The sequence below is a fragment of the Clostridium sp. AM34-9AC genome, from assembly GCF_003480225.1.
In the GTDB taxonomy this organism is placed as follows: Bacteria; Bacillota; Clostridia; order Lachnospirales; family Lachnospiraceae; genus Acetatifactor; species Acetatifactor acetigignens.
The window spans coordinates 8,290-26,465 of sequence record NZ_QUIU01000005.1 but is presented as its reverse complement, the minus strand read 5'-3'; the positions used below and the strand labels follow the sequence as shown (position 1 = coordinate 26,465).

Sequence of the window (18,176 nt, the reverse complement as noted above, 5' to 3'; positions counted from 1 at the left end):
TTTTATACAGACAAAATTGCTTTCTGTTCTAGTAAATGTCTGCGAAGTTCTGCCACATCTACCTTTTCCGGCTCACAATGGGATGCTATTGCCATTGCAGCCGCTTCTCCCGCTGCCTGTCCCACTGCCATACATTCATTCATGATTCTAGTGGAACCAAAGGTGATTGCATCCACGCTGATATCTCTTCCAGCCATCATCAGGTTGGGAATATCCGCAGACACCAGGCATCCATAGGGGATTCCAAAAGGCTCTTCAATGGTAACACGATACGTTCCGGCACCTGCACCATTATGAATATCAATAAAGTATCCACATAATGCAATACTGTCCTCCGGCTTTTTCCCAGCCACTGCATCGTGATGATCCAGCATCTTGATACCCTTGATTCTCCGGCTCTCCCGGACGCCAATGGAAGCATTGATGGAATCCAGATAACAGTTTTCAAAACCGGGCACATTTTCCCGGAACATCTTCATAAGTTTCGGAATCTGCAGGTGAGCTTCCATTTCCCCGTTGCTTAAATCATGCAGATTGGAGCCGTCAAAATTCAACAGACGGATCGTGTTCACGGCTACCTGTCCCGGCATAGGCTGACAGATAAAAATAACAGTCTCACGGTCCACAGGACATTCGCCCTTTTTCCGAAGTTCCTCCAGGAGATGATGCATCCCCAGGAAAATAAAACTCTTGGTCTTCCGGAAGAAATCCGCATTATATCCCTGGGCAATATTGTCCAGTACATCATAGGGCAGTTCCTCCGGATGTTGTTCGATAAAATCGCAAAACTCCTCAAAATTCACACCGCCGAGATTAAACATCAGGGTAGGCGGCTGCATCACATTGTTTTCGTTTCCTTTTTCTGTTGTCGCTCCGCTTAATGCACCTAAATCACCATCTCCGGTTCCATCAATAAACACGTCTGCGGTAATTTCAATGTGCTGTCCCTTGCCGGACACAATAATGGACCGGATTTTTCCGTCCTTCATTTTCACATCTGCCAGCTCACAGTGCATGAGAAGCTCCACTCCTGCTTCCTTTACCATCTCAAAGCACAGAATTCTGGAGTAGAAGGGATGTATCAGTGTAACTGACTGATGATGCGGGCAATATTCATGTCCATAGGATGCTCCCGCCTGCTCCAGCCTGTCCACAAATTCCTGGGCAATACCGCCCACCACCTGTCTGCCCTTAATATCCCAGAATGCCAAAAACGGAAGTCCGCTTCCCAGCTGACCACCCAGATAACCGTTTCTTTCCACCAGCAGGACCTGAGCTCCTGCCCGTGCTGCGGTCACTGCCGCCGCAAATCCACCGGGACCTCCGCCTACCACTACCACATCTTTTTTTATCTGTTCCATGGTCATCCTCTTTTCTCCAGTTCTTCCAACCAGGCTCTTATCTGTTTACTGTAAGTCTCTTCCAAACCTAAATCCCACAAAAGCTGTAGCAGGGTATAACGGTTCCGCACCTCTTTACCAACCTCGATTCCCTCCTGTACCATCTCTATGGGGAGACCGATCTGACAGGGACAATAGGGCGCATCCAAAGATTGCAGTAATGCAATCAACTGCTCTGTCGCCGGAAGCTGTTCTTCAATGGTGCGCCGGATATCCTCCCACCGTTTTTCAATAATCTGCAGCCTCTGATTTCGTTGCTCTATATTATTTTTTCCGCATTCCTGTTCCAGTCTCAGGATTCCTTCGGCGGCATCCAGGTAACTTGTTTTTATCTTCTGTTCCCAGTCGGATACTTTCCGCTCCTTTTTCTGTGCTGCGGCAAAATCCACCGTTTCCTGTGCCAGCATATGATACATCTGTGTGACAATGATCATTCCGACACCTACCTTGGTGCCATGCAGGACCGGTTTTCTGCCTTCCATGAGAAAACGCATCTCCCAAAAATGGGACAAATGATGTTCACAGCCGGATGCCGGTCTGGAATTTCCCACATAATACATAGCAATTCCCGTAACCACCAAAGCTTCCATCAGACTCCGAATTGCCTCCGGATCTCTCTTTTTAATCTGTGCACCTTGTTCCACTACCGTTTCCACCGCACCGCGCACCATGTCCACCACATAATCGCAGTAGTATTCTCCATTGATCATCTGAGAAAGTTTCCAGTCCAGCAGACAGGTATATTTTCCAAGCACATCCCCCAGTCCGGCGGTGATCAGTTCCATGGGAGCCTCCGCCATAATCTTGGTGTCACCAATGACTGCCACCGGGCCGTGGGCATCTTTGGTCACCTTTACATGGTTAAGCATCAGAGCTGCACCCACGGATACAAAACCGTCCATACTGGTGGCGGTAGCTACGATCATATAATCCAGTTTCAACCGAAAACTGACATATTTACACATATCATTGATGGTTCCCGTACCCACCGCCAGCAGGATTTCCGTCTCCGGGGGACAGGCGGTCAGAATTTCTCCTAAATGACTCTCATCGGGAATCGGCTCCTGCTCCGAAAATACCAGTGCTTCACAGACAATCTGCGCTTCCACTAACTCCTGTTCCAAAGCTTCTCCTGCTGCCTTCCAGGTATTCTGATCCGCCACCAGGAATACCCGATGATAACCCAATTCCTCCAAAATACCTGGAACTTTCTGCAGAGCATCCTGTTCAATCACGACCCGTTTTAACGGGGTCTCGTGAACACGACCACAGCTGCATTTTCTTGCTTTTCCCAGATACTGCGCTACTCCTTCTCTCATCCCAACACACTTTCCGGCATTCGCCTTTACAATAGTCCGAGTCCTTTCCTGTCAAACCGGGACATAACCTCCACATGCTTTTCCGCATCCAGCCGGATACAAAGCAAATCATTCAGACAAGTGCTATAATATCGAATATGTTTTGCCTTCATCTTCCAGGCAAAAGGAGTGCTTCCCATGTCATCGGCACAGGCATATATCACGGAAGGACATATGGCATCCACCCACTCCATACTGTTGGAAGTATGGGCTCCATGATGATTCGCTTTCATCACATCCGCCTTTAGCGCTTCTCCATAGCGGGCAATCAGTTCCAGTTCCTTATCACGATACAAATCCCCGCTGGTTAAAAATGTTGACTTCCCATAAGTAAATTTCATCAGAAGGGATAAATTGTTCAGATCCTCCTCAGCGCCGGTACAGCTTTCCACAAGGGCTTCTTCCGGATTGTAGACTGCAATGTCCACTCCACCTATGCTCATGTGAAAGCCTTCCTTTACATCCGTAACAGTTCTGGCTCCTTTCGCCCGGATATAGTCAAAAAATGCCTTTTCCAGCTGACTGTTTACAAATGCGGAACGATAATAACAGCCGATGTAACCACCATCCTGACCGTATATATATTCCGCAACCTGCTGCAGTCCTCCTGCATGATCATCATGGCTGTGTGATAACACCACTCCGTCCAAAGAAGTCAGGTGCAGATCTCTTAACAGGGAGACCACATGCTTTCCACACTCCACGAAGCCTGCGTCAATGAGCATTGTTTGTCCATCCGGGAAAACCAGCAGTGTAGCATCACCACTTTTCGCCCGGATTCCCGGCTCCCACAGTTTGGGTGCCAGAATGTAGAACTTCCCGTCTCCGCCCTGATCCAATACCTCTCGGATCTTTAAAATAATCTGTTCATATCGATCCGGTGCTTCCGGCCTTTCTTCCGATGGTTTGGCGCTTTGTCTTTCCAGGCAATGCCGTTTGGCCTGCACCAGATATTGATTATCGGATGCAGACCGGCTGATCATGATCTGCTCCCACTGTTCCTCACTTCCCTGATAGAAAACTTCCTCCAGAGATTCGCATTTTCCGAACGCCCGCATATCCACGTCTATAAGAGTAGACGGCAGATAAACCTTTCTTAATGCACTACAGAACTGAAATGCCTTGGATGCCAGCACCCTGACACCTTCCGGAATGACAATTTCCTTCAGCACTGTACAGCCCTTAAAGCTGAATACGCCAACGATTTCCACGGAGCCCGGCAGGCTGACCTCCTGCAGATTGCTGCCGCCGGCAAAGGCATAATCTCCCACGGTAGTAATTCCATCCCGGATCACCACGGTTTTTATTTTCTGAATGAAAGTATTCCAGGGTACCTGTTCCGGGTCTGTATAATCCTCCATGGCTCCTACACCCTGTATGGTAAGGATCCCGTTCTCTTCCTCATAGTTCCAAACTGCCTGTTGTCCGCAAAGTCGCATTTTGCCTGTTTCCATTTTATTTTTCTTTCATTCCTTTTTCGATTTCACTGACCATCTGTCTCGCTACCAGTACAGAGAACTCCACGCCCTGCTGATGAATCTCCGGGCTCATTCCACCTGTGAAATTGTGAATTTCGTAGGTGAAATCTCCCTGGTAATTCACATCTGCCAGGCTCTTCAGCAGAGATGTCCACTCTACATATCCCAGATAAGGCAGCAAATGATCATCCTTCTCACCACGGTTGTCGTTGATATGTAATGCCTTTAAACGACTGCCTATCTGTTGGATCGCTGCTGGCTGGTTGACCTGTGCCAGATTTGCATGTCCGGTATCCCAGCAGATACCAAATATGTCATCCGCATTTAACTTATCCAGAAGCTCCAGCAGGTCTTCAGCATTACATCCAAAACGTCTGCCATATCCAATACCCAGATGGTCTACCATGTTCTCGATGGCAATTCCGGTTCCATATTTCGCCGCAAGTTCGCCGAAGCGCTTAAAACGCTCCGTCTCACTTGCCAGAGATTTTTTCCTGGAATATCCCGCTTCATCATTGACGGAATCCGGATGAATGACTAGCCAGGGCACCTGACACATACCTGCTGCCTCAATATCTCTCTTGATCCTGCCGATATTGTCTTCCCAGTCCAGCGCTGTAAATTTCATACTTTCTGCCACACTATAATAATGCGCATGTGCCTGGGTCACAGGAAGATTATGCTTATCACAATTTTCCTTCTGCCGCTTTACCCAGTCTCTCCAGTCAGGAGCATCCATGGGAAGCCCCTTTCTTCCGTATGCCACAAAGCATAAATCAATGGCGTCAAAACCTGCCTTTGCAATAGATTCAATTGCCTGCTCGCAGGAATAATACATTTTCTGTGTCCAAAAAACACTGCCACAAGTTCCTGTTGATGTCGATATTCTCATAATAATACCCCTGCCTTTCTATGACCTGCCGACTTTGCATCACAGGTAAAAAATATTATTTTGCATACACACGGATTTCATGAATGACAGCCTGTTCCGCTCCATTGGTGGATTCCGGGATCACACGAATCTCGTCTGCCGGTACATCACCGATTCCCACACTGCACAGGCGCTGGTAATTATCCTTTACAAATGCTTCTCCCGTCTTTTTGCCTTCCCGGTACAGTTCGATTTTTACATCTTTTACCAACTCCTCGGGTACACCGTTTCGCTGCTGTGCCTGACGTAAAGGTGCCATAGTCACGCGGATTGGATATGCAAAGTTGGATTCAAAGGTCAGTCGGATTTCCCGGATTTCTTTCGTCTCGTCCCATTTCATGATAAGACACTCTCCGGGCTTCGTAACCCATCCATTCTGTTCCTCTCCAAGCTTTCTGGAGATGCCGTTCGCCACCTTCTCCGGCTCGCCTCCCTGTTCCCAGGAAGAAGCGGTGATTTTTGCCTTAAGTGCCAGATCTTTTTCATCCTCATTCTTAAAGCCCGGCAGAAAACCATCCTCTTTCAGGATGAGCTGCTGTAATTCCTTTACATGAGGTGCCAGCTCCCTCGGATTGCAGGCATATTTATTACACAGAGCAGCGGCAATCCCCACTGCCTCACCTCCAATGGCGCAGCATCCGATGATTCTGGTGCTTGCCAGTCCCAGTCTGGTGGTACTGATATCTCTTCCCGCCATGTACAGGTTCTTAATATTTTTCGAATAGTAAGAGCGATAAGGGATCGTGTATACGCCGTCATAAAAATTACAGTCAGAAGGAAGCAGGTTGAAATCCAATAGTCCGTGCGGCGCATGAAGATCCACACACCATCCCCCGTAACAGACTGCATCTTCGAAAATTTTATGCTCCAGAATATCCGTTTCTGACAGCAGATAATCTCCCACCAGACGACGGCTTTCTCTCACACCGGGCAGTGCTCCCACCCATTCCAGCGCATAATTTTCTGCATGGTGTTCGTGGATTCCTTCCTTATTGTTTTTAATATGATCCCAGATACCGTAAGCATAGGCAATGAGGTCATCACGAATCGCCTCATACTCTGTGATAATATCCTCTCCATCGCCACAAAGCTCCAACCACCAGTAACCATAATCCACACAGGCACTGCTGGTCATGGAGGTTCGCTTATACTCCTCCGGGTTGGGCGAATCATCACAATTGATGGTATCTCTCATCTGAACGCAGTGGATACGTTTCGCCAGCTGCTCTTCGGTCAGTTTTTTAGCAAAAGATGGCGGCGTAAATTTCACCGGATGTCCCATATCCTTTGCTTTTAATAAAATGGAATTTCCCATGCGGTAGTTGTTGGGCTGCTGGGGGGCATGCAATTCTCCAAACTCAGATTGTGGTTCGCTTCCCTTTCTGTATTCAGCTCCTGCATAATATCCCAGTGTCCCGTTTCCCGTAGCATCTACGAAAACCGGTGCATATAACTGATAGCGCATCTCCGTGGTTTCCTGTACACAGTAAATGGAAACAATTCTGTCATCCTTCGTTTCACAGTCATACATGACTGTGTTAAAAAAGACTTCCAGATCCTTTTCTTCCTTTGCTTTTTCAAACATCACCATATCCCACACGGAATAGCTGAACTGTTCGTTGTTTTTCTTATTTTCCAACATCAGCTCGTAGAGCAGGCCACCCTCTGCATAATCAGGCTGTTTTAATGACTGGTCCGCACCGGAAATATGGATCCGGATTTCGCTGGATGCATTTCCTCCCAGTACAGGACGTGCCTGAATAAGTGCCGTATGTACGCCCTGTCTTGCTGCGGCGATAGCTGCGCATAAACCTGCCATGCCACCACCTACGACAATCACGTCATAGTGTTTTTTCTCAAATCGAAGATTCATTCGTCATATCCTCCATATATGGTAAAATGATCTTTTCCCTGATATGCCAGGTCATCAAAGTTCTCCATATAATAATCTGGTAAAAATTCATCGTTAAATTGTAAATCATCTGACACGGTATTCATCACATAGATATATACAATTGTGTGTTCTTTTTCGTTCAACAAAGCGTACTCGTAGCAAAAATCATATCCGGCAATAGTGACATATGCAGGATATCCGAAAGATGTCTTATCATACTCCACAGACCTTGTTTCATCAGTGCGGTCTATATAAGTAAGAGAGGAAAGTCTCTCCTGTTCTTTCGCATAAGTGTCCTCATCCAGTCGGTAGGAAAGATAAATCTGACTCATAGGTCTGCCCCATCCGCTTTCATACTGATAGTAATACTCCACTTCCTCTGCTTCTGCCGGAATTTTCTCCGGAAAAATCAGAAATTGTGTATACTTTTCCTGCACGGACCACTTCCGATAGTCTTCTACGTCCTGTGACCTCTCTCTGATATCTCCCTTTGCCAGATTGCTCAGGGCAAGCGCCAGGACAATGAGGAATGCTGAAAACAAGATACTGATGACTGCTACAATATAACCCTTCGTTTTTTGTTTCATTTTTTAACCCTTTACCGCACCTACGGTAAGACCTTTAATAAAGAATTTTTGTCCGCACAGGAACACAATAAATACAGGGACCGTCGCCAGACAGCAGGCTGCCATCATCAGTCCGTACTGTGTTGCCTCCATACTTACGAAGTTATCCAGCACCAACGGCAAGGTATAAAGTGCTGATTTGTTGATAAAGATCAGAGGATCCAGATAACTGTTCCAGGAACTTACAAACTGTGTGGTACATACTGCCGCAATGGTGGGAATTATGATAGGCACCATAATCTGATAGAAAATGCGGAACTCACTGGCACCGTCGATTTTGGCAGCTTCCCGTAACTCCTCAGAAGTTCCTAAGAATGCCTGACGCATCATAAAGGTAGCGCTTACTGCCACAATTTTAGGTAAGATCAGTGCCCAATGCGTATTCACCAGACCGATTGCGGAGAAGATTACAAACCGCGGGATCAGAGTCAGCTGTGAAGGTATCATCATCTGGGACAGATACAGCAAAAACAGTACATTAGAGCCACGGAATTTCAATTTTGCAAAGGCATAGCCGGCCAGACAGCTACTGATCCCCGCTACCAGTGCAGAGATAGCAGCCACCTTAATAGAATTCCAATAACCCTGTAAAAAATGATAATTTGTTTTTCCCGCAAACCCGAGCACCCGTAAATAGTTCTGAGGATACCAATAGGTAGGGAATAATCCAACTCCCTGTTTCATAACATCGGCTTCTTTTTTGAGGGATGCTCCAATCATCCAGATAAACGGAGAAAGCATCAGTAAACAAAGTCCGATGATTAAAATCACCATAAGAAATCGGAAAAATCTTTTTTTCGGAGTATTACTTCCCACAACTTTCGTATTTGCCATTTTTCCGCCTCCTTAATCTTGTTTATTATTATGAACATATTGAATAATGGTGATAATTAGTAAGATCAGGAAAAGGACAACTGCCACTGCAGAACCGTATCCTGTCTTGTGATAGTCAAATGCCAGTTTATAAATGTAATACACCAGCACATAAGTAGAATCCTTCGGACCTCCTCCGGTCATGACATTGATATAACCGAATACCTGGAAACTGCTGATAATACTTGTAATGGTGATAAAAAATGTAGTATTTGCCAAAAGTGGAACCGTCAGTTTCCGGAACTTTTGGAATCCGTTTGCACCGTCCAAAGATGCACATTCGTACAGATCGGAAGGCAATGACTGCATGGCTGCCCCATACAGAAATACGGAATATCCAATCTTTGCCCAGATGACAACCAGCATAATCGCCGGAAGCGCCCAGGTATAGCTTACCAGGAATCTAGGAGGATCACTCCAGCCCAGTGCTCTCATCAGATTTGTAAAAGGTCCATATGTGGAATACATAGTTTTCCAAATGGTAGATGTTGCTACAATATTACAGATATGGGGCATATATAGTGCAATTCGCACCACACCTGCGGTTCTGTCAGCGCAGAAATTATCAATCAGCGCCGCAATGACCAATGCCAGAATAATAGTTAACGGCACTGTGACAATGGTAAAAATAACAGTATTCCAGAGAGATTTCTGAAACCAGCTGTCTTTCCACAGATCTACAAAATTCTGAAGTCCTACAAAATTCCAGTTACCAAGTCCATCTGTATACACCCAGTCTGTCAGCGAAATGTACAGGGAAATCAGCATGGGAATCAGGCTTAAAAGTACCAGGCCCAGGAGACTGGGCAGAAGAAACAGTATTGCCATTCCCTCTTCTTTTCGCTGTCTTTTCTTCTTTCCTGCCCCCGGCGGAAGTTCTCGATTGATTGCTTTTGTTTTCCACATAGCAGATACCTCTTTCTACTTAAAATATTGTTTATACCGATTATCAAAACAGGGATGCCACAGTGTAGTATTACAAGCAGCATCCCTGTAATCATAGCCGGCATACATCCGCTATCGGTTATTCTGCCAGAAGAGTATTTCCTCTATCTGTTGCTTTCTTTAATGCTTCTTCGGCAGTAGGTGTCACACCATACATGAAATCTTCCCACTCCTCATGAAGAATGGTAGCCAGTTCTCCACCCTTGTCGTTTACATAACTCTTCTTGATATAAGAAGAGCGGTCAGTGCTAAACAAATGTTTCAAGGAATCAATATCAACAGAGTCTCCTGCAGACTGCTCAACATAATCCAGAATAGCATCCATATCGGTTCCTAACCACAACGGATAACGGGCTGCTTTAATTAGCGGAGTCATACCTCCCTGAATGTACCAGCGCGCGAACTCACATGCAGCCTCCTTATAAGGGGTACTTGCAGAAATACACATAAAGTCACCGGAGTAGTTTGCCTGGTCCTGTGTATAGAACTCTGCGTAATCTTCACTGGGGACAGGGAAAGGAATTAACGCAGTGGTGAAATCATGAGGATAGGTCTCGGTGTCCATTGCCAGTCTCAGCTGGGAGAAGATACCGAACATAGCACACTTGCCCTCCAGGAAAGTAGACTGTACTGTCAGAGCATCTGCGATATCATCCTCCATGGTCGGTGCATATCCTTCATCACAGACATCTTTGATGAGATTAAATCCTTCTACGTATACCGGATTTTCCCAGTTCAAAGTTTTCATAGTATCATCGGTGAAAGTATCGTTTGTTCCCAGAACAGCGCTGATGTAATCAAGTTGTGCAGCTTTGGTAAAATTAAAGCCCCAACAGATACCGTACACCTTATCCTGCCCTTCACCGTGAGTCAACTTTTTCACAGCATCTCTAAATTCCGCATATGTCCATCCTTCATAGGGGAGCTCAATTCCTGCCTCATCAAACATATCCTTATTAACCATCAGGTATGCATTGTTATCAAATTTAGTAGGAAGTCCCCAGACTTCGCCGTTATCAAACACGTAATTTGCCTTGGTATTTTCACCCAACTCTTTACCGATATCAAATCCGATGGAATCCAGGTAATCACTGTAATCATATAACAATCCGCCATCTGCACGGGTTGCCAATGCGTTTTTACTTCCGTAGCCGATGAATACATCAACGCCGCCATCTTCACCTGCCATCAGATAAGTCTCCAGCTGAAGGTTTCCGTCTGAGTTGTTAACATAACGGTTATATTCCACCTGTACACCCTTATCCGCATATTCCTTATTGAAATTTTCAACAATTTCATCATATCCGTATTCCGGCTGAATACCTCCCCAGAACTGTAAAGTAACTGTCTTGCCATCCTCGGTTCCGTACCACTCTTTTTCTCCGGAAGCTGCTTCCGTAGCTGTAACAGCAGTACTGCTTTCACTCTGCGACTGAGTGGCGTCTGTTGTGTCTGTGCTTGCACCACATCCGGCAAGGGTTCCCATGACCATTGCTGATGTCATCACTAGTGCCATGATTCTCTTCATCTTCATAACTCATCCTCCAATATCAATTTTTCGTTTATCCACATGTGATTACATGTTGAGCTCTTATGTATGTTATTATTATATATTTTTCCCAACTACTTGTCAATACATGTTGTTTATATTGTTCATTTTTTTACATTTGTCATTACATGTTGCAATAATATAGTTATATGGAAAAAAATGAGCAAAAATCAGGTAAAAAAATACCACACCTTTTCAGGCATGGTATTCTTCCTTTCTTTTTGTTCGGTAATTACACGTTGATCTTTAATACGAACTTATTACGTTTCGAGGGATAATAACTGAGCGTGTACTCCATTACATGTTTTCGATCTGCTTCTTGGCACACCGCGCTGATCAGTATCCCCAGGCTTTTTTCTTCTACTCCCAAAATCCTGGCAATTTTCCCCTCTAAGAGAACCGCATCAATATTCTTTTCCAGATGATGGCGTTCCACATGATTCCGTGTCAATGCTCCCGTCAGGGATTCTTCCTCAAAATTGCATTTCAACAGAAATGAAAACTTCTTCGGAAAATAAGAGATATTATACACAATCGGTCCTTCATGAAAGGAATCTTTCACATAACGAAGTCTCACAATCTTGATGACCTCATCCCCACACGGTACCTTCAGTTTGGAAGCCACTTCTTCATCTGCCGCAATCATCCGCTGTTCTAATACTTCCGTCTGCACAGAGATACCCTTTGTTGCCATTTCCTTGCTGAAGCTCTCCAAAAATACCGTGGTATCCTCCACAATCTTTGGTTTCGACACAAATGTACCCTTACCCTTGACCGTCACCAGATATCCCTGATTGGCAAGATAGGCGATTGCTGCCCTCACCGTAGGTCTGCTTACCTGAAACTGCTCACAAAACTCCTTTTCGGATGGAATCAACTGTCCCTTCTTCCATTCTTCCGTCTTGATCTTTTCCATGATAAATTCTGCAATCTTATGATATAATGCCACTTCTCCACCTCCTTACACTGTCAACTTGTTTTAACTTATTAGTATTAGTATACCGACATGTAAAGAAGATGTCAACATATGCCACATGGTGATTTTTACGCAATTTCTTCTGTTTTTTTCGATAAAGTCAGTTGCCTGTCTTTACATTCCAGGATCTCGGTAGAACAATTCTCCAGCGGCAGTTTCCAAAAATCATGAACAGAATATCCCACAATCGGATTCAAAATGGTCCGAATCAATCCACCGTGAGCCACCACCAGAATTGTTTCGTAATGATCCTCCAACGGAAACAGCACTTCTCTCACAAACGCTTCCCCTCTTCGGTACAATTTCTCCAGAGATTCCATATCTCCATCCGGATGATAATTTTCCGGACAGTGAAAATACTGCCATACCGGATTCTTCTCCTGCGTCATTACTTCTTTATACGTTTTTCCTTCCCATTTTCCCAAATAGATTTCTTTCAGACGTTCATCATAGGACAAAGGAACGGAATGATATTTTAACAAAATTTCCGCAGTATGATGGGCGCGGGTCAGAGGAGAACAAACTGCATATTCAAAGGGGACATTTTTCAATATCTCCGCCAGTTTTTCTGCCTGCCGGATGCCCTGCTCATTGATATCCACATCCTGCTGTCCCTGTATTTTCTTCTGATAATTCCAGTCCGTCTGCCCATGTCTTACCAGATAAATTTTCATGAATTCACCTCGAGATTTAGCCCTTCTGCCGAGACTCCTCTGAGCATATTTCTTAGATGTTTATTTTTTCTGTATAGTTCTTCATAAGCTGCCCGATGTATCTCATCCGGCTTATAGACCGTAAAATCATGAATGCCCATATGATCATAAGTTTCCTGAATATTTGTGTAAATTCCGGCTGCCATTGCTGCGAACATTGCCGCTCCTAGCGCCGGGCCTTCTGCTGTCTTCGCCACCAGGACATCCCGACGCAACAGATTGGCATATTCCTGCATCAGAAGAGGATTTTTCTCTGTAATACCACCCGTTGCCAATACTCTTCTGATTTCTACACCCTGTCCGGAGAGACTTTCCAAAATAGTTCCGGTTCCGCAGGCAATCGCCTGTAATAACGCCAGATAGATATCCTGTGTTTTGGTATCCATTTCGAGACCGGACATGCTTCCACGCAGTGTCAGATCACAAGGGGCATTTCTGCTGCCGCTCCACCAGTCAACCGCTATTACTTTATTCTCCCAGGGTTTTTGGATTCGTTCAGCAAGAACCTGATGAGGAGAAATCTTCCGTTCTTCTGCCTCACGGTGTATCTGCCAACCCGCCATATGCTCCACAAACCACCCCAGCATATTGCCGGTACTGCTCTGACCGGTGTCAATGCCACAGCTTCCGGTTACCATCCCATCCTGTGCAACGCCACATACATCCTTTAACTCCTGCAATTTTCGATCCTGCACCGTACACACATTGGATGTTCCTACAATCAATGCAGCATCTCCCGGTTCGAAGGCGCCCATTGTAGCCAGGGAAGTATGCCCATCCAACATACCCGTTGCTACCGGAATCTGCTCCGGCAGTCCCCATCTTTTAGTTAATTCCGATCGAAGCATTCCTGCGCATTCTCCCGGCTTACGAACATCACCTCGGAGAAAATGACAGTATTCTTCATAAAATCCTGCGCGAAGTCCATTCAGAAAAGTTCGCTCGGGAAAGCTTAGATCCTCTGCCCATAAACATTTATAACTCAGAGATCCAATACTTCTTACCAACTGCCCCGTAAGCCGAAAGGTGAGAAATTCACACAAATCCATTGCAAGATCTATTTTGGAATAAATCTCCGGTGCCTCATCCCGCACCTCCAGCAGTTTCGGAAGCATCCATTCACAGGAAATACTTCCTCCGGTTCTCCCTAAAAAAGGTTCCTGCAGATTGCTTGCCAGATTCAGTGCCTCGTCTGCTTTCTCCTGCGCCCGGTGATACTTCCACAGTTTCACTCTGGCATGGGCTGCTTCCGACCATCCATCCAGCTCCGACAGTGCCCGGCCATCCTCTGCCAGCAATACCATTGTCAGAGAAGTGGCATCGATACAGATCCCCGCTACCGTTTTCCGATATTCTTCCGGTATTACGTTACGCAGTAACTCATATAAAGTCATTTCATAATCCGTTGCACAGGGAAGATTTTCCGCACAGTCAATTGCTGGTACCGGTGTACTGTTATAGTGATATTCTTTCCGACAGGAATATATAATTTCGCCGTTCTCTGCATTTACCAGCACTGCCCTGGCAGACTGGGTTCCAAAATCCACGCCAATCACTGTCTTTGAAACTGTTCTCATACATGATCTCCTATTGGGCTTTATTCCTTTGGCATACAGGTACACATGGTTTTTACTTCATGATGTTTGCCGTTATGGATCTCATCAATTACACCCGGAAGTTCATCCAGGGAATATCTTCCCGTAATAAGATCCTTTACCTGGAATTTTCCTTCATCCAGCATTTGTACGGTATACATCCATTCATTCACGGGGAACGGCGCACGACTGGAATTCCATACTCCGTGGATGGCCAGTTCCTTACGCAGCATCTGGCTGTGAATTGCCAGTGGAAGGGTAGCATCTCCGGAGGGATTGCCTAACAGAGAAATGGTTCCTTTTGCTCTGATGCATTCCACACAACTGCTCAATACCACGCCTGCTCCGGTTCCCTCAATGGCTGCATCTGCCAGTTTTCCATGATTTCTGTTGCGAATTTCTTCCGATACATTGGTTGTCCGGGAATTGATGGCATCCAGTCCTTTTTCTATGGCAAATTCTACTTTATCCTGTGCAATATCCACCAATAAAGGTGTCGCTCCAAATAACTTCACCCAGCGGGCAGCCATAATGCCGATTGGTCCTGCTCCAAAGATGACCACATATTGACCTGCCTGTACATCTGCTCTTCGTACTGCATGCTGTGCAACGCAAGCCGGTTCTGTCATAGCCAGTTCTTCCATGGATGCATTCTTTGCTACGATCAGCTGCCATTTGGACGGAAGCAGACAATATTCTGCAAATCCACCGTCTCTTCTGGATCCCAGATAATCATAATGCTCACACATAGCATAGTTTCCCGTCACGCAGGGATCACATTTCCGACAGGGGATCAACGGATAAATTGCAGCTTTGGTTCCAATCAGTGCTTCATTCTCTTTAGATCCCGCTGCGACAACCTCTCCTGCGAACTCATGACCTATGGTCAACGGATAAATTCCGCTGCTGGTACCATGCTCATAGGTTCTCGGATAATCGGAACCGCATACACCGCAGGCGCCCACTTTGATTAAAAGTTCTTCTCCCTTCGGCACAGGTACTTCCATTTCATCGCATCTGAGATCTCCGATGGCATGTAATCTGACAGCTTTCATTTTCTTAATATTTTTTGTCTCACTCATGGTTCTTCTCCTTTTAGCTTTTATAAGTTATGCATCCATGCAATTGCCATTGTTATCCAGCATTCACACTCTCTTTGTATCCGCTCTCCCTGAGGATTATCCGTCAACTCATTTGCCAGAGAAAGTCCATGACATCCCCTTTCAAAAAGATGGAATTCTACCGGTATATGATGTCTGCGAAGCTCTGTGGCAAATAGCAGCGAATTCTCCACCGGCACCACCGTGTCCTCATAGGTATGCCAAATAAAAGCACGTGGGACATATTCATTTACCTGTTTTTCCAAAGATGTCTTTTCCAACATTTCTTCTGTATATTGATCTCTCAACAAATTATTAAAAGAACCACGATGTGCAAATTCACCGGAAGTAATTACCGGATAAGAAAGAATCATTCCGTTGGGTTTTAAAATATCCTTTGATACCTGTAGTTTGTTACTTACAAAATCCTCATGCCAAAATACACCATAACTTGCCGCCAGATGTCCACCCGCAGAGCATCCTTCTACAACAATCTTATCCGGATCTACGTACCATTCCTTCGCATGTTTCCGAACCAGTTCTACACTTTTGGCAAGTTCCAGCAGTGCGGTAGGAAAAGTAGCCGGTTTCACAGAATACCACAAGATAGCTGCATGAAATCCTGCTGCCACAAATTGCAATGCAAGCATTTCTCCCTCCCGTTCCGAAGTAAACCAATAGCCTCCTCCCGGACACAAAATAATCAACGGGCGTGTCTCCGTTTTAATAGAATCAGAATGACTGATTAAGTAAGTATTCAGTCTTGCATATTCCTGTGAATTTTCATTCTTAATATCAAATGTTTCACAAATCATATCTTTATTCCTCCATACTTTTTTTAAATTTTGCTATATTTTCCTCGATAGATCCATTTTTCCCAAAAATACTGGAAGTGCCGCATACAAAAGCTCTTGCACCCGCGTGGTACATTTTAGGTGCATTTTCAAAACTTACATTTCCATCCACTTCTATAAACACTTCTTCGTGTCCGGTTTTATCCAGCAGTTCTCTCAGACGGGTTATTTTCCCCAGCGTCTGCGGAACCAACTTCTGACCGGCGAAACCGGGATTAACCGTCATCAGCAATACGCCGGATACATCATCCAGCACATCCTCCAACATGCAGAGCGGAGTAGCTGGATTCAGCGCAACCATGGGATGTGCCCCATAATCCGCGATCTTTGCCAGTGTTCTCTGCAAATGTCTTGTGCTTTCTGCGTGAACAGACACATATTCACCGGGCTGAATATCAAACCAATCCAGTTTTTCTTCGGGTTTTTCGACCATCATATGAATATCCAGGGGAATATCCGTTACCTCTCTTAAATGTTTGATACTCTCTGTTCCGAGCATCAGATTCGGAACAAATTTTCCATCCATTACATCAGCATGTATCATCGCAATTCCATTTACCTTTAATTGTCGGAAAATATTCTTCGTATCGTGCCATTCCGATATACACATGATAGACGGTGCAATCATTATTTTTTCTTCCATTTTATCCTGCATTTCTCTGTTCCTTTTCCTTTCGTTTTTCAAAATGAACAAATTCGCTCATAAATATGTATTGAATTTTCCGTTGGTATACCATATAGTATTACTAAGATACAGATCCTTTATATAGCTTATTTTCCGAAGTTCTGTATCTTTACTCTTAGTATATCTTTCTCCTCTGTGAATGCAACCGGTGGCGGCCACCTTGCATAACAGAGCATAGTTCATACATATTCAATCATTTTCAATCAGGAGTAAACATATGTTAGAAGTAGAACGTTTTGAAAAAATAATGGAATATTTAAGAGAAAAAAAGACTGCACCGGTAAATGTTCTTGCGAAGCGCCTGTTTGTGAGCGAAGCAACCATGCGCAGAGATCTCTCAGAACTGGAGCGAAAGGGACTTGTAAAACGTCTCCATGGTGGAGCCATTCTTTTGGATGGTGCCAATCAGGAACTGCCCTTATATCTACGAGAGCGTCAGAATACGGATGCCAAAAGAATCATCAGCGAAAAAGCCTCCCACCATATTGTGGAAGGCCAGACAATTTTTCTCGATGCTTCTTCGACTGCACAATATCTGATTAAATATTTTGAAAATTATCAGAATCTGACCATTATTACAAATGGTCTGAAAACAGCCCAGGAATTGAATTCCCTGAGCCATAGAATTTACTGTACGGGAGGACTGCTTCTTCATAATTCCTCGGCGTATGTAGGAGACTTTGCCGCTGATTTTGTGCGGAATTTTAATGCTGATATTATGTTTTTCTCAAGCCGTGGAGTATCGGAAAGCGGTCAGATCACCGATGCATCCCGGGAAGAAACTTACATTCGTCAGGTCATGCTGCAACAAAGCCGCAAACATATTTTTCTATGTGATCATAATAAAATCGGTCAGGTCTATTGCTACAACTTATGTAATGTATCACAGCTGGACGATTATATTACCGACCTGTAACTATCAGAGTTATTCTTTCCAGTGCAGCCGGTGCAGTTCTCCATCCCTCTGCATACTTTCAAACCCCTGCTGTCTCAGTGCCTCGTAGAGCACGATGGCTACAGAGTTGGACAGATTCAGGGAACGGATCTCGGGAAGCATAGGGATACGGATGCAGGTCTCTTCATGCTCTACCAGGATCTCTTCGGGGATTCCGGCGCTTTCCTTGCCGAACATGATGTAATCGTCCGGTCCGAATTTCGCATCGGTGTAGGTCTGGTGCGCTTTTGTGGTTGCCATCCAG

The 18,176-nt window shown here is 45.1% G+C and carries 17 protein-coding genes; 1 reads left to right on the top strand and 16 read right to left on the bottom strand.

The window, feature by feature from the left end:
* Positions 1-2 precede the first annotated feature (2 nt).
* From DW835_RS04265 to DW835_RS04195, 15 genes are all read right to left on the bottom strand, one after another.
* On the bottom strand, positions 3-1,361 hold the full coding sequence (locus DW835_RS04265; RefSeq protein WP_182430235.1) for an FAD-dependent oxidoreductase: 1,359 nt from the start codon (positions 1,359-1,361) through the stop codon (positions 3-5).
* Between the two features lie 2 nt (positions 1,362-1,363).
* A complete protein-coding gene (locus DW835_RS04260) occupies positions 1,364-2,719 on the bottom strand; it encodes a sn-glycerol-1-phosphate dehydrogenase (protein ID WP_118669287.1) in 1,356 nt (451 codons plus the stop codon).
* Positions 2,720-2,745: 26 nt separating this feature from the next.
* The gene (locus DW835_RS04255) at positions 2,746-4,212 is read right to left on the bottom strand and encodes a leucine-rich repeat protein (RefSeq protein WP_118730752.1); all 1,467 of its coding nucleotides are present in this window, start codon (positions 4,210-4,212) and stop codon (positions 2,746-2,748) included.
* Between the two features lies 1 nt (position 4,213).
* The gene (locus DW835_RS04250; protein ID WP_207665409.1) at positions 4,214-5,074 is read right to left on the bottom strand and encodes a sugar phosphate isomerase/epimerase family protein; all 861 of its coding nucleotides are present in this window, start codon (positions 5,072-5,074) and stop codon (positions 4,214-4,216) included.
* 109 nt (positions 5,075-5,183) lie between these two features.
* The gene (locus tag DW835_RS04245; RefSeq protein ID WP_118669290.1) at positions 5,184-7,040 is read right to left on the bottom strand and encodes an FAD-dependent oxidoreductase; all 1,857 of its coding nucleotides are present in this window, start codon (positions 7,038-7,040) and stop codon (positions 5,184-5,186) included.
* Positions 7,037-7,648, bottom strand: a complete 612-nt coding sequence (locus DW835_RS04240) for a hypothetical protein (protein ID WP_118669291.1) — start codon at positions 7,646-7,648, stop codon at positions 7,037-7,039. Before DW835_RS04240 ends, DW835_RS04245 begins: the two co-directional genes overlap by 4 nt.
* Positions 7,649-7,651: 3 nt before the next feature.
* Complete coding sequence (locus DW835_RS04235) at positions 7,652-8,521, bottom strand: carbohydrate ABC transporter permease (RefSeq protein ID WP_243037048.1); 870 nt, start codon at positions 8,519-8,521, stop codon at positions 7,652-7,654.
* Positions 8,522-8,533: 12 nt separating this feature from the next.
* Positions 8,534-9,466 (bottom strand): sugar ABC transporter permease, encoded by a 933-nt coding sequence (locus DW835_RS04230; protein ID WP_243037047.1) that lies wholly within the window; start codon positions 9,464-9,466, stop codon positions 8,534-8,536.
* 118 nt (positions 9,467-9,584) lie between these two features.
* Entirely contained in the window at positions 9,585-11,039 is a 1,455-nt protein-coding gene (locus DW835_RS04225) for an extracellular solute-binding protein (protein WP_118669292.1), read from the bottom strand.
* Positions 11,040-11,286: 247 nt separating this feature from the next.
* Positions 11,287-12,003 (bottom strand): GntR family transcriptional regulator, encoded by a 717-nt coding sequence (locus DW835_RS04220; protein WP_118538891.1) that lies wholly within the window; start codon positions 12,001-12,003, stop codon positions 11,287-11,289.
* Between the two features lie 95 nt (positions 12,004-12,098).
* Positions 12,099-12,704, bottom strand: coding sequence for a histidine phosphatase family protein (locus DW835_RS04215; RefSeq protein ID WP_118538889.1), 606 nt, complete (start codon positions 12,702-12,704; stop codon positions 12,099-12,101).
* The gene (locus tag DW835_RS04210) at positions 12,701-14,320 is read right to left on the bottom strand and encodes a ribulokinase (protein ID WP_118538887.1); all 1,620 of its coding nucleotides are present in this window, start codon (positions 14,318-14,320) and stop codon (positions 12,701-12,703) included. Before DW835_RS04210 ends, DW835_RS04215 begins: the two co-directional genes overlap by 4 nt.
* A 20-nt stretch (positions 14,321-14,340) precedes the next feature.
* Positions 14,341-15,420 (bottom strand): galactitol-1-phosphate 5-dehydrogenase, encoded by a 1,080-nt coding sequence (locus tag DW835_RS04205; protein ID WP_243026410.1) that lies wholly within the window; start codon positions 15,418-15,420, stop codon positions 14,341-14,343.
* A 20-nt stretch (positions 15,421-15,440) separates the two neighbouring features.
* On the bottom strand, positions 15,441-16,253 hold the full coding sequence (locus DW835_RS04200; RefSeq protein WP_118730751.1) for an alpha/beta hydrolase: 813 nt from the start codon (positions 16,251-16,253) through the stop codon (positions 15,441-15,443).
* A gap of 4 nt (positions 16,254-16,257) precedes the next feature.
* Positions 16,258-16,947, bottom strand: a complete 690-nt coding sequence (locus DW835_RS04195; RefSeq protein ID WP_243037046.1) for a ribulose-phosphate 3-epimerase — start codon at positions 16,945-16,947, stop codon at positions 16,258-16,260.
* Between the two features lie 247 nt (positions 16,948-17,194).
* Here DW835_RS04195 and DW835_RS04190 point away from each other — a divergent pair, with 247 nt between their 5' ends.
* Positions 17,195-17,893, top strand: coding sequence for a DeoR/GlpR family DNA-binding transcription regulator (locus DW835_RS04190; RefSeq protein ID WP_118538883.1), 699 nt, complete (start codon positions 17,195-17,197; stop codon positions 17,891-17,893).
* Between the two features lie 9 nt (positions 17,894-17,902).
* On the opposite strand, the gene DW835_RS18325 is transcribed toward DW835_RS04190, so the two are convergent.
* Positions 17,903-18,176: TrmH family RNA methyltransferase (locus tag DW835_RS18325; RefSeq protein WP_279221264.1), on the bottom strand; the 274-nt coding region annotated here is incomplete at its 5' end.

What these genes read in the sequence shown, in the direction of transcription:
- DW835_RS04205 (WP_243026410.1), bottom strand. Translation starts at nt 15,420, where the DNA reads ATGAGTGAGACAAAAAATATTAAGAAAATGAAAGCTGTCAGATTACAT.
- DW835_RS04265 (WP_182430235.1), bottom strand. Translation starts at nt 1,361, where the DNA reads ATGGAACAGATAAAAAAAGATGTGGTAGTGGTAGGCGGAGGTCCCGGT.
- DW835_RS04240 (WP_118669291.1), bottom strand. Translation starts at nt 7,648, where the DNA reads ATGAAACAAAAAACGAAGGGTTATATTGTAGCAGTCATCAGTATCTTG.
- DW835_RS04190 (WP_118538883.1), top strand. Translation starts at nt 17,195, where the DNA reads ATGTTAGAAGTAGAACGTTTTGAAAAAATAATGGAATATTTAAGAGAA.
- DW835_RS04255 (WP_118730752.1), bottom strand. Translation starts at nt 4,212, where the DNA reads ATGGAAACAGGCAAAATGCGACTTTGCGGACAACAGGCAGTTTGGAAC.
- DW835_RS04200 (WP_118730751.1), bottom strand. Translation starts at nt 16,253, where the DNA reads ATGATTTGTGAAACATTTGATATTAAGAATGAAAATTCACAGGAATAT.
- DW835_RS04260 (WP_118669287.1), bottom strand. Translation starts at nt 2,719, where the DNA reads ATGAGAGAAGGAGTAGCGCAGTATCTGGGAAAAGCAAGAAAATGCAGC.
- DW835_RS04250 (WP_207665409.1), bottom strand. Translation starts at nt 5,074, where the DNA reads ATGTATTATTCCTGCGAGCAGGCAATTGAATCTATTGCAAAGGCAGGT.
- DW835_RS04225 (WP_118669292.1), bottom strand. Translation starts at nt 11,039, where the DNA reads ATGAAGATGAAGAGAATCATGGCACTAGTGATGACATCAGCAATGGTC.
- DW835_RS04210 (WP_118538887.1), bottom strand. Translation starts at nt 14,320, where the DNA reads ATGAGAACAGTTTCAAAGACAGTGATTGGCGTGGATTTTGGAACCCAG.
- DW835_RS04230 (WP_243037047.1), bottom strand. Translation starts at nt 9,466, where the DNA reads ATGTGGAAAACAAAAGCAATCAATCGAGAACTTCCGCCGGGGGCAGGA.
- DW835_RS04195 (WP_243037046.1), bottom strand. Translation starts at nt 16,947, where the DNA reads ATGCAGGATAAAATGGAAGAAAAAATAATGATTGCACCGTCTATCATG.
- DW835_RS04215 (WP_118538889.1), bottom strand. Translation starts at nt 12,704, where the DNA reads ATGAAAATTTATCTGGTAAGACATGGGCAGACGGACTGGAATTATCAG.
- DW835_RS04245 (WP_118669290.1), bottom strand. Translation starts at nt 7,040, where the DNA reads ATGAATCTTCGATTTGAGAAAAAACACTATGACGTGATTGTCGTAGGT.
- DW835_RS04235 (WP_243037048.1), bottom strand. Translation starts at nt 8,521, where the DNA reads ATGGCAAATACGAAAGTTGTGGGAAGTAATACTCCGAAAAAAAGATTT.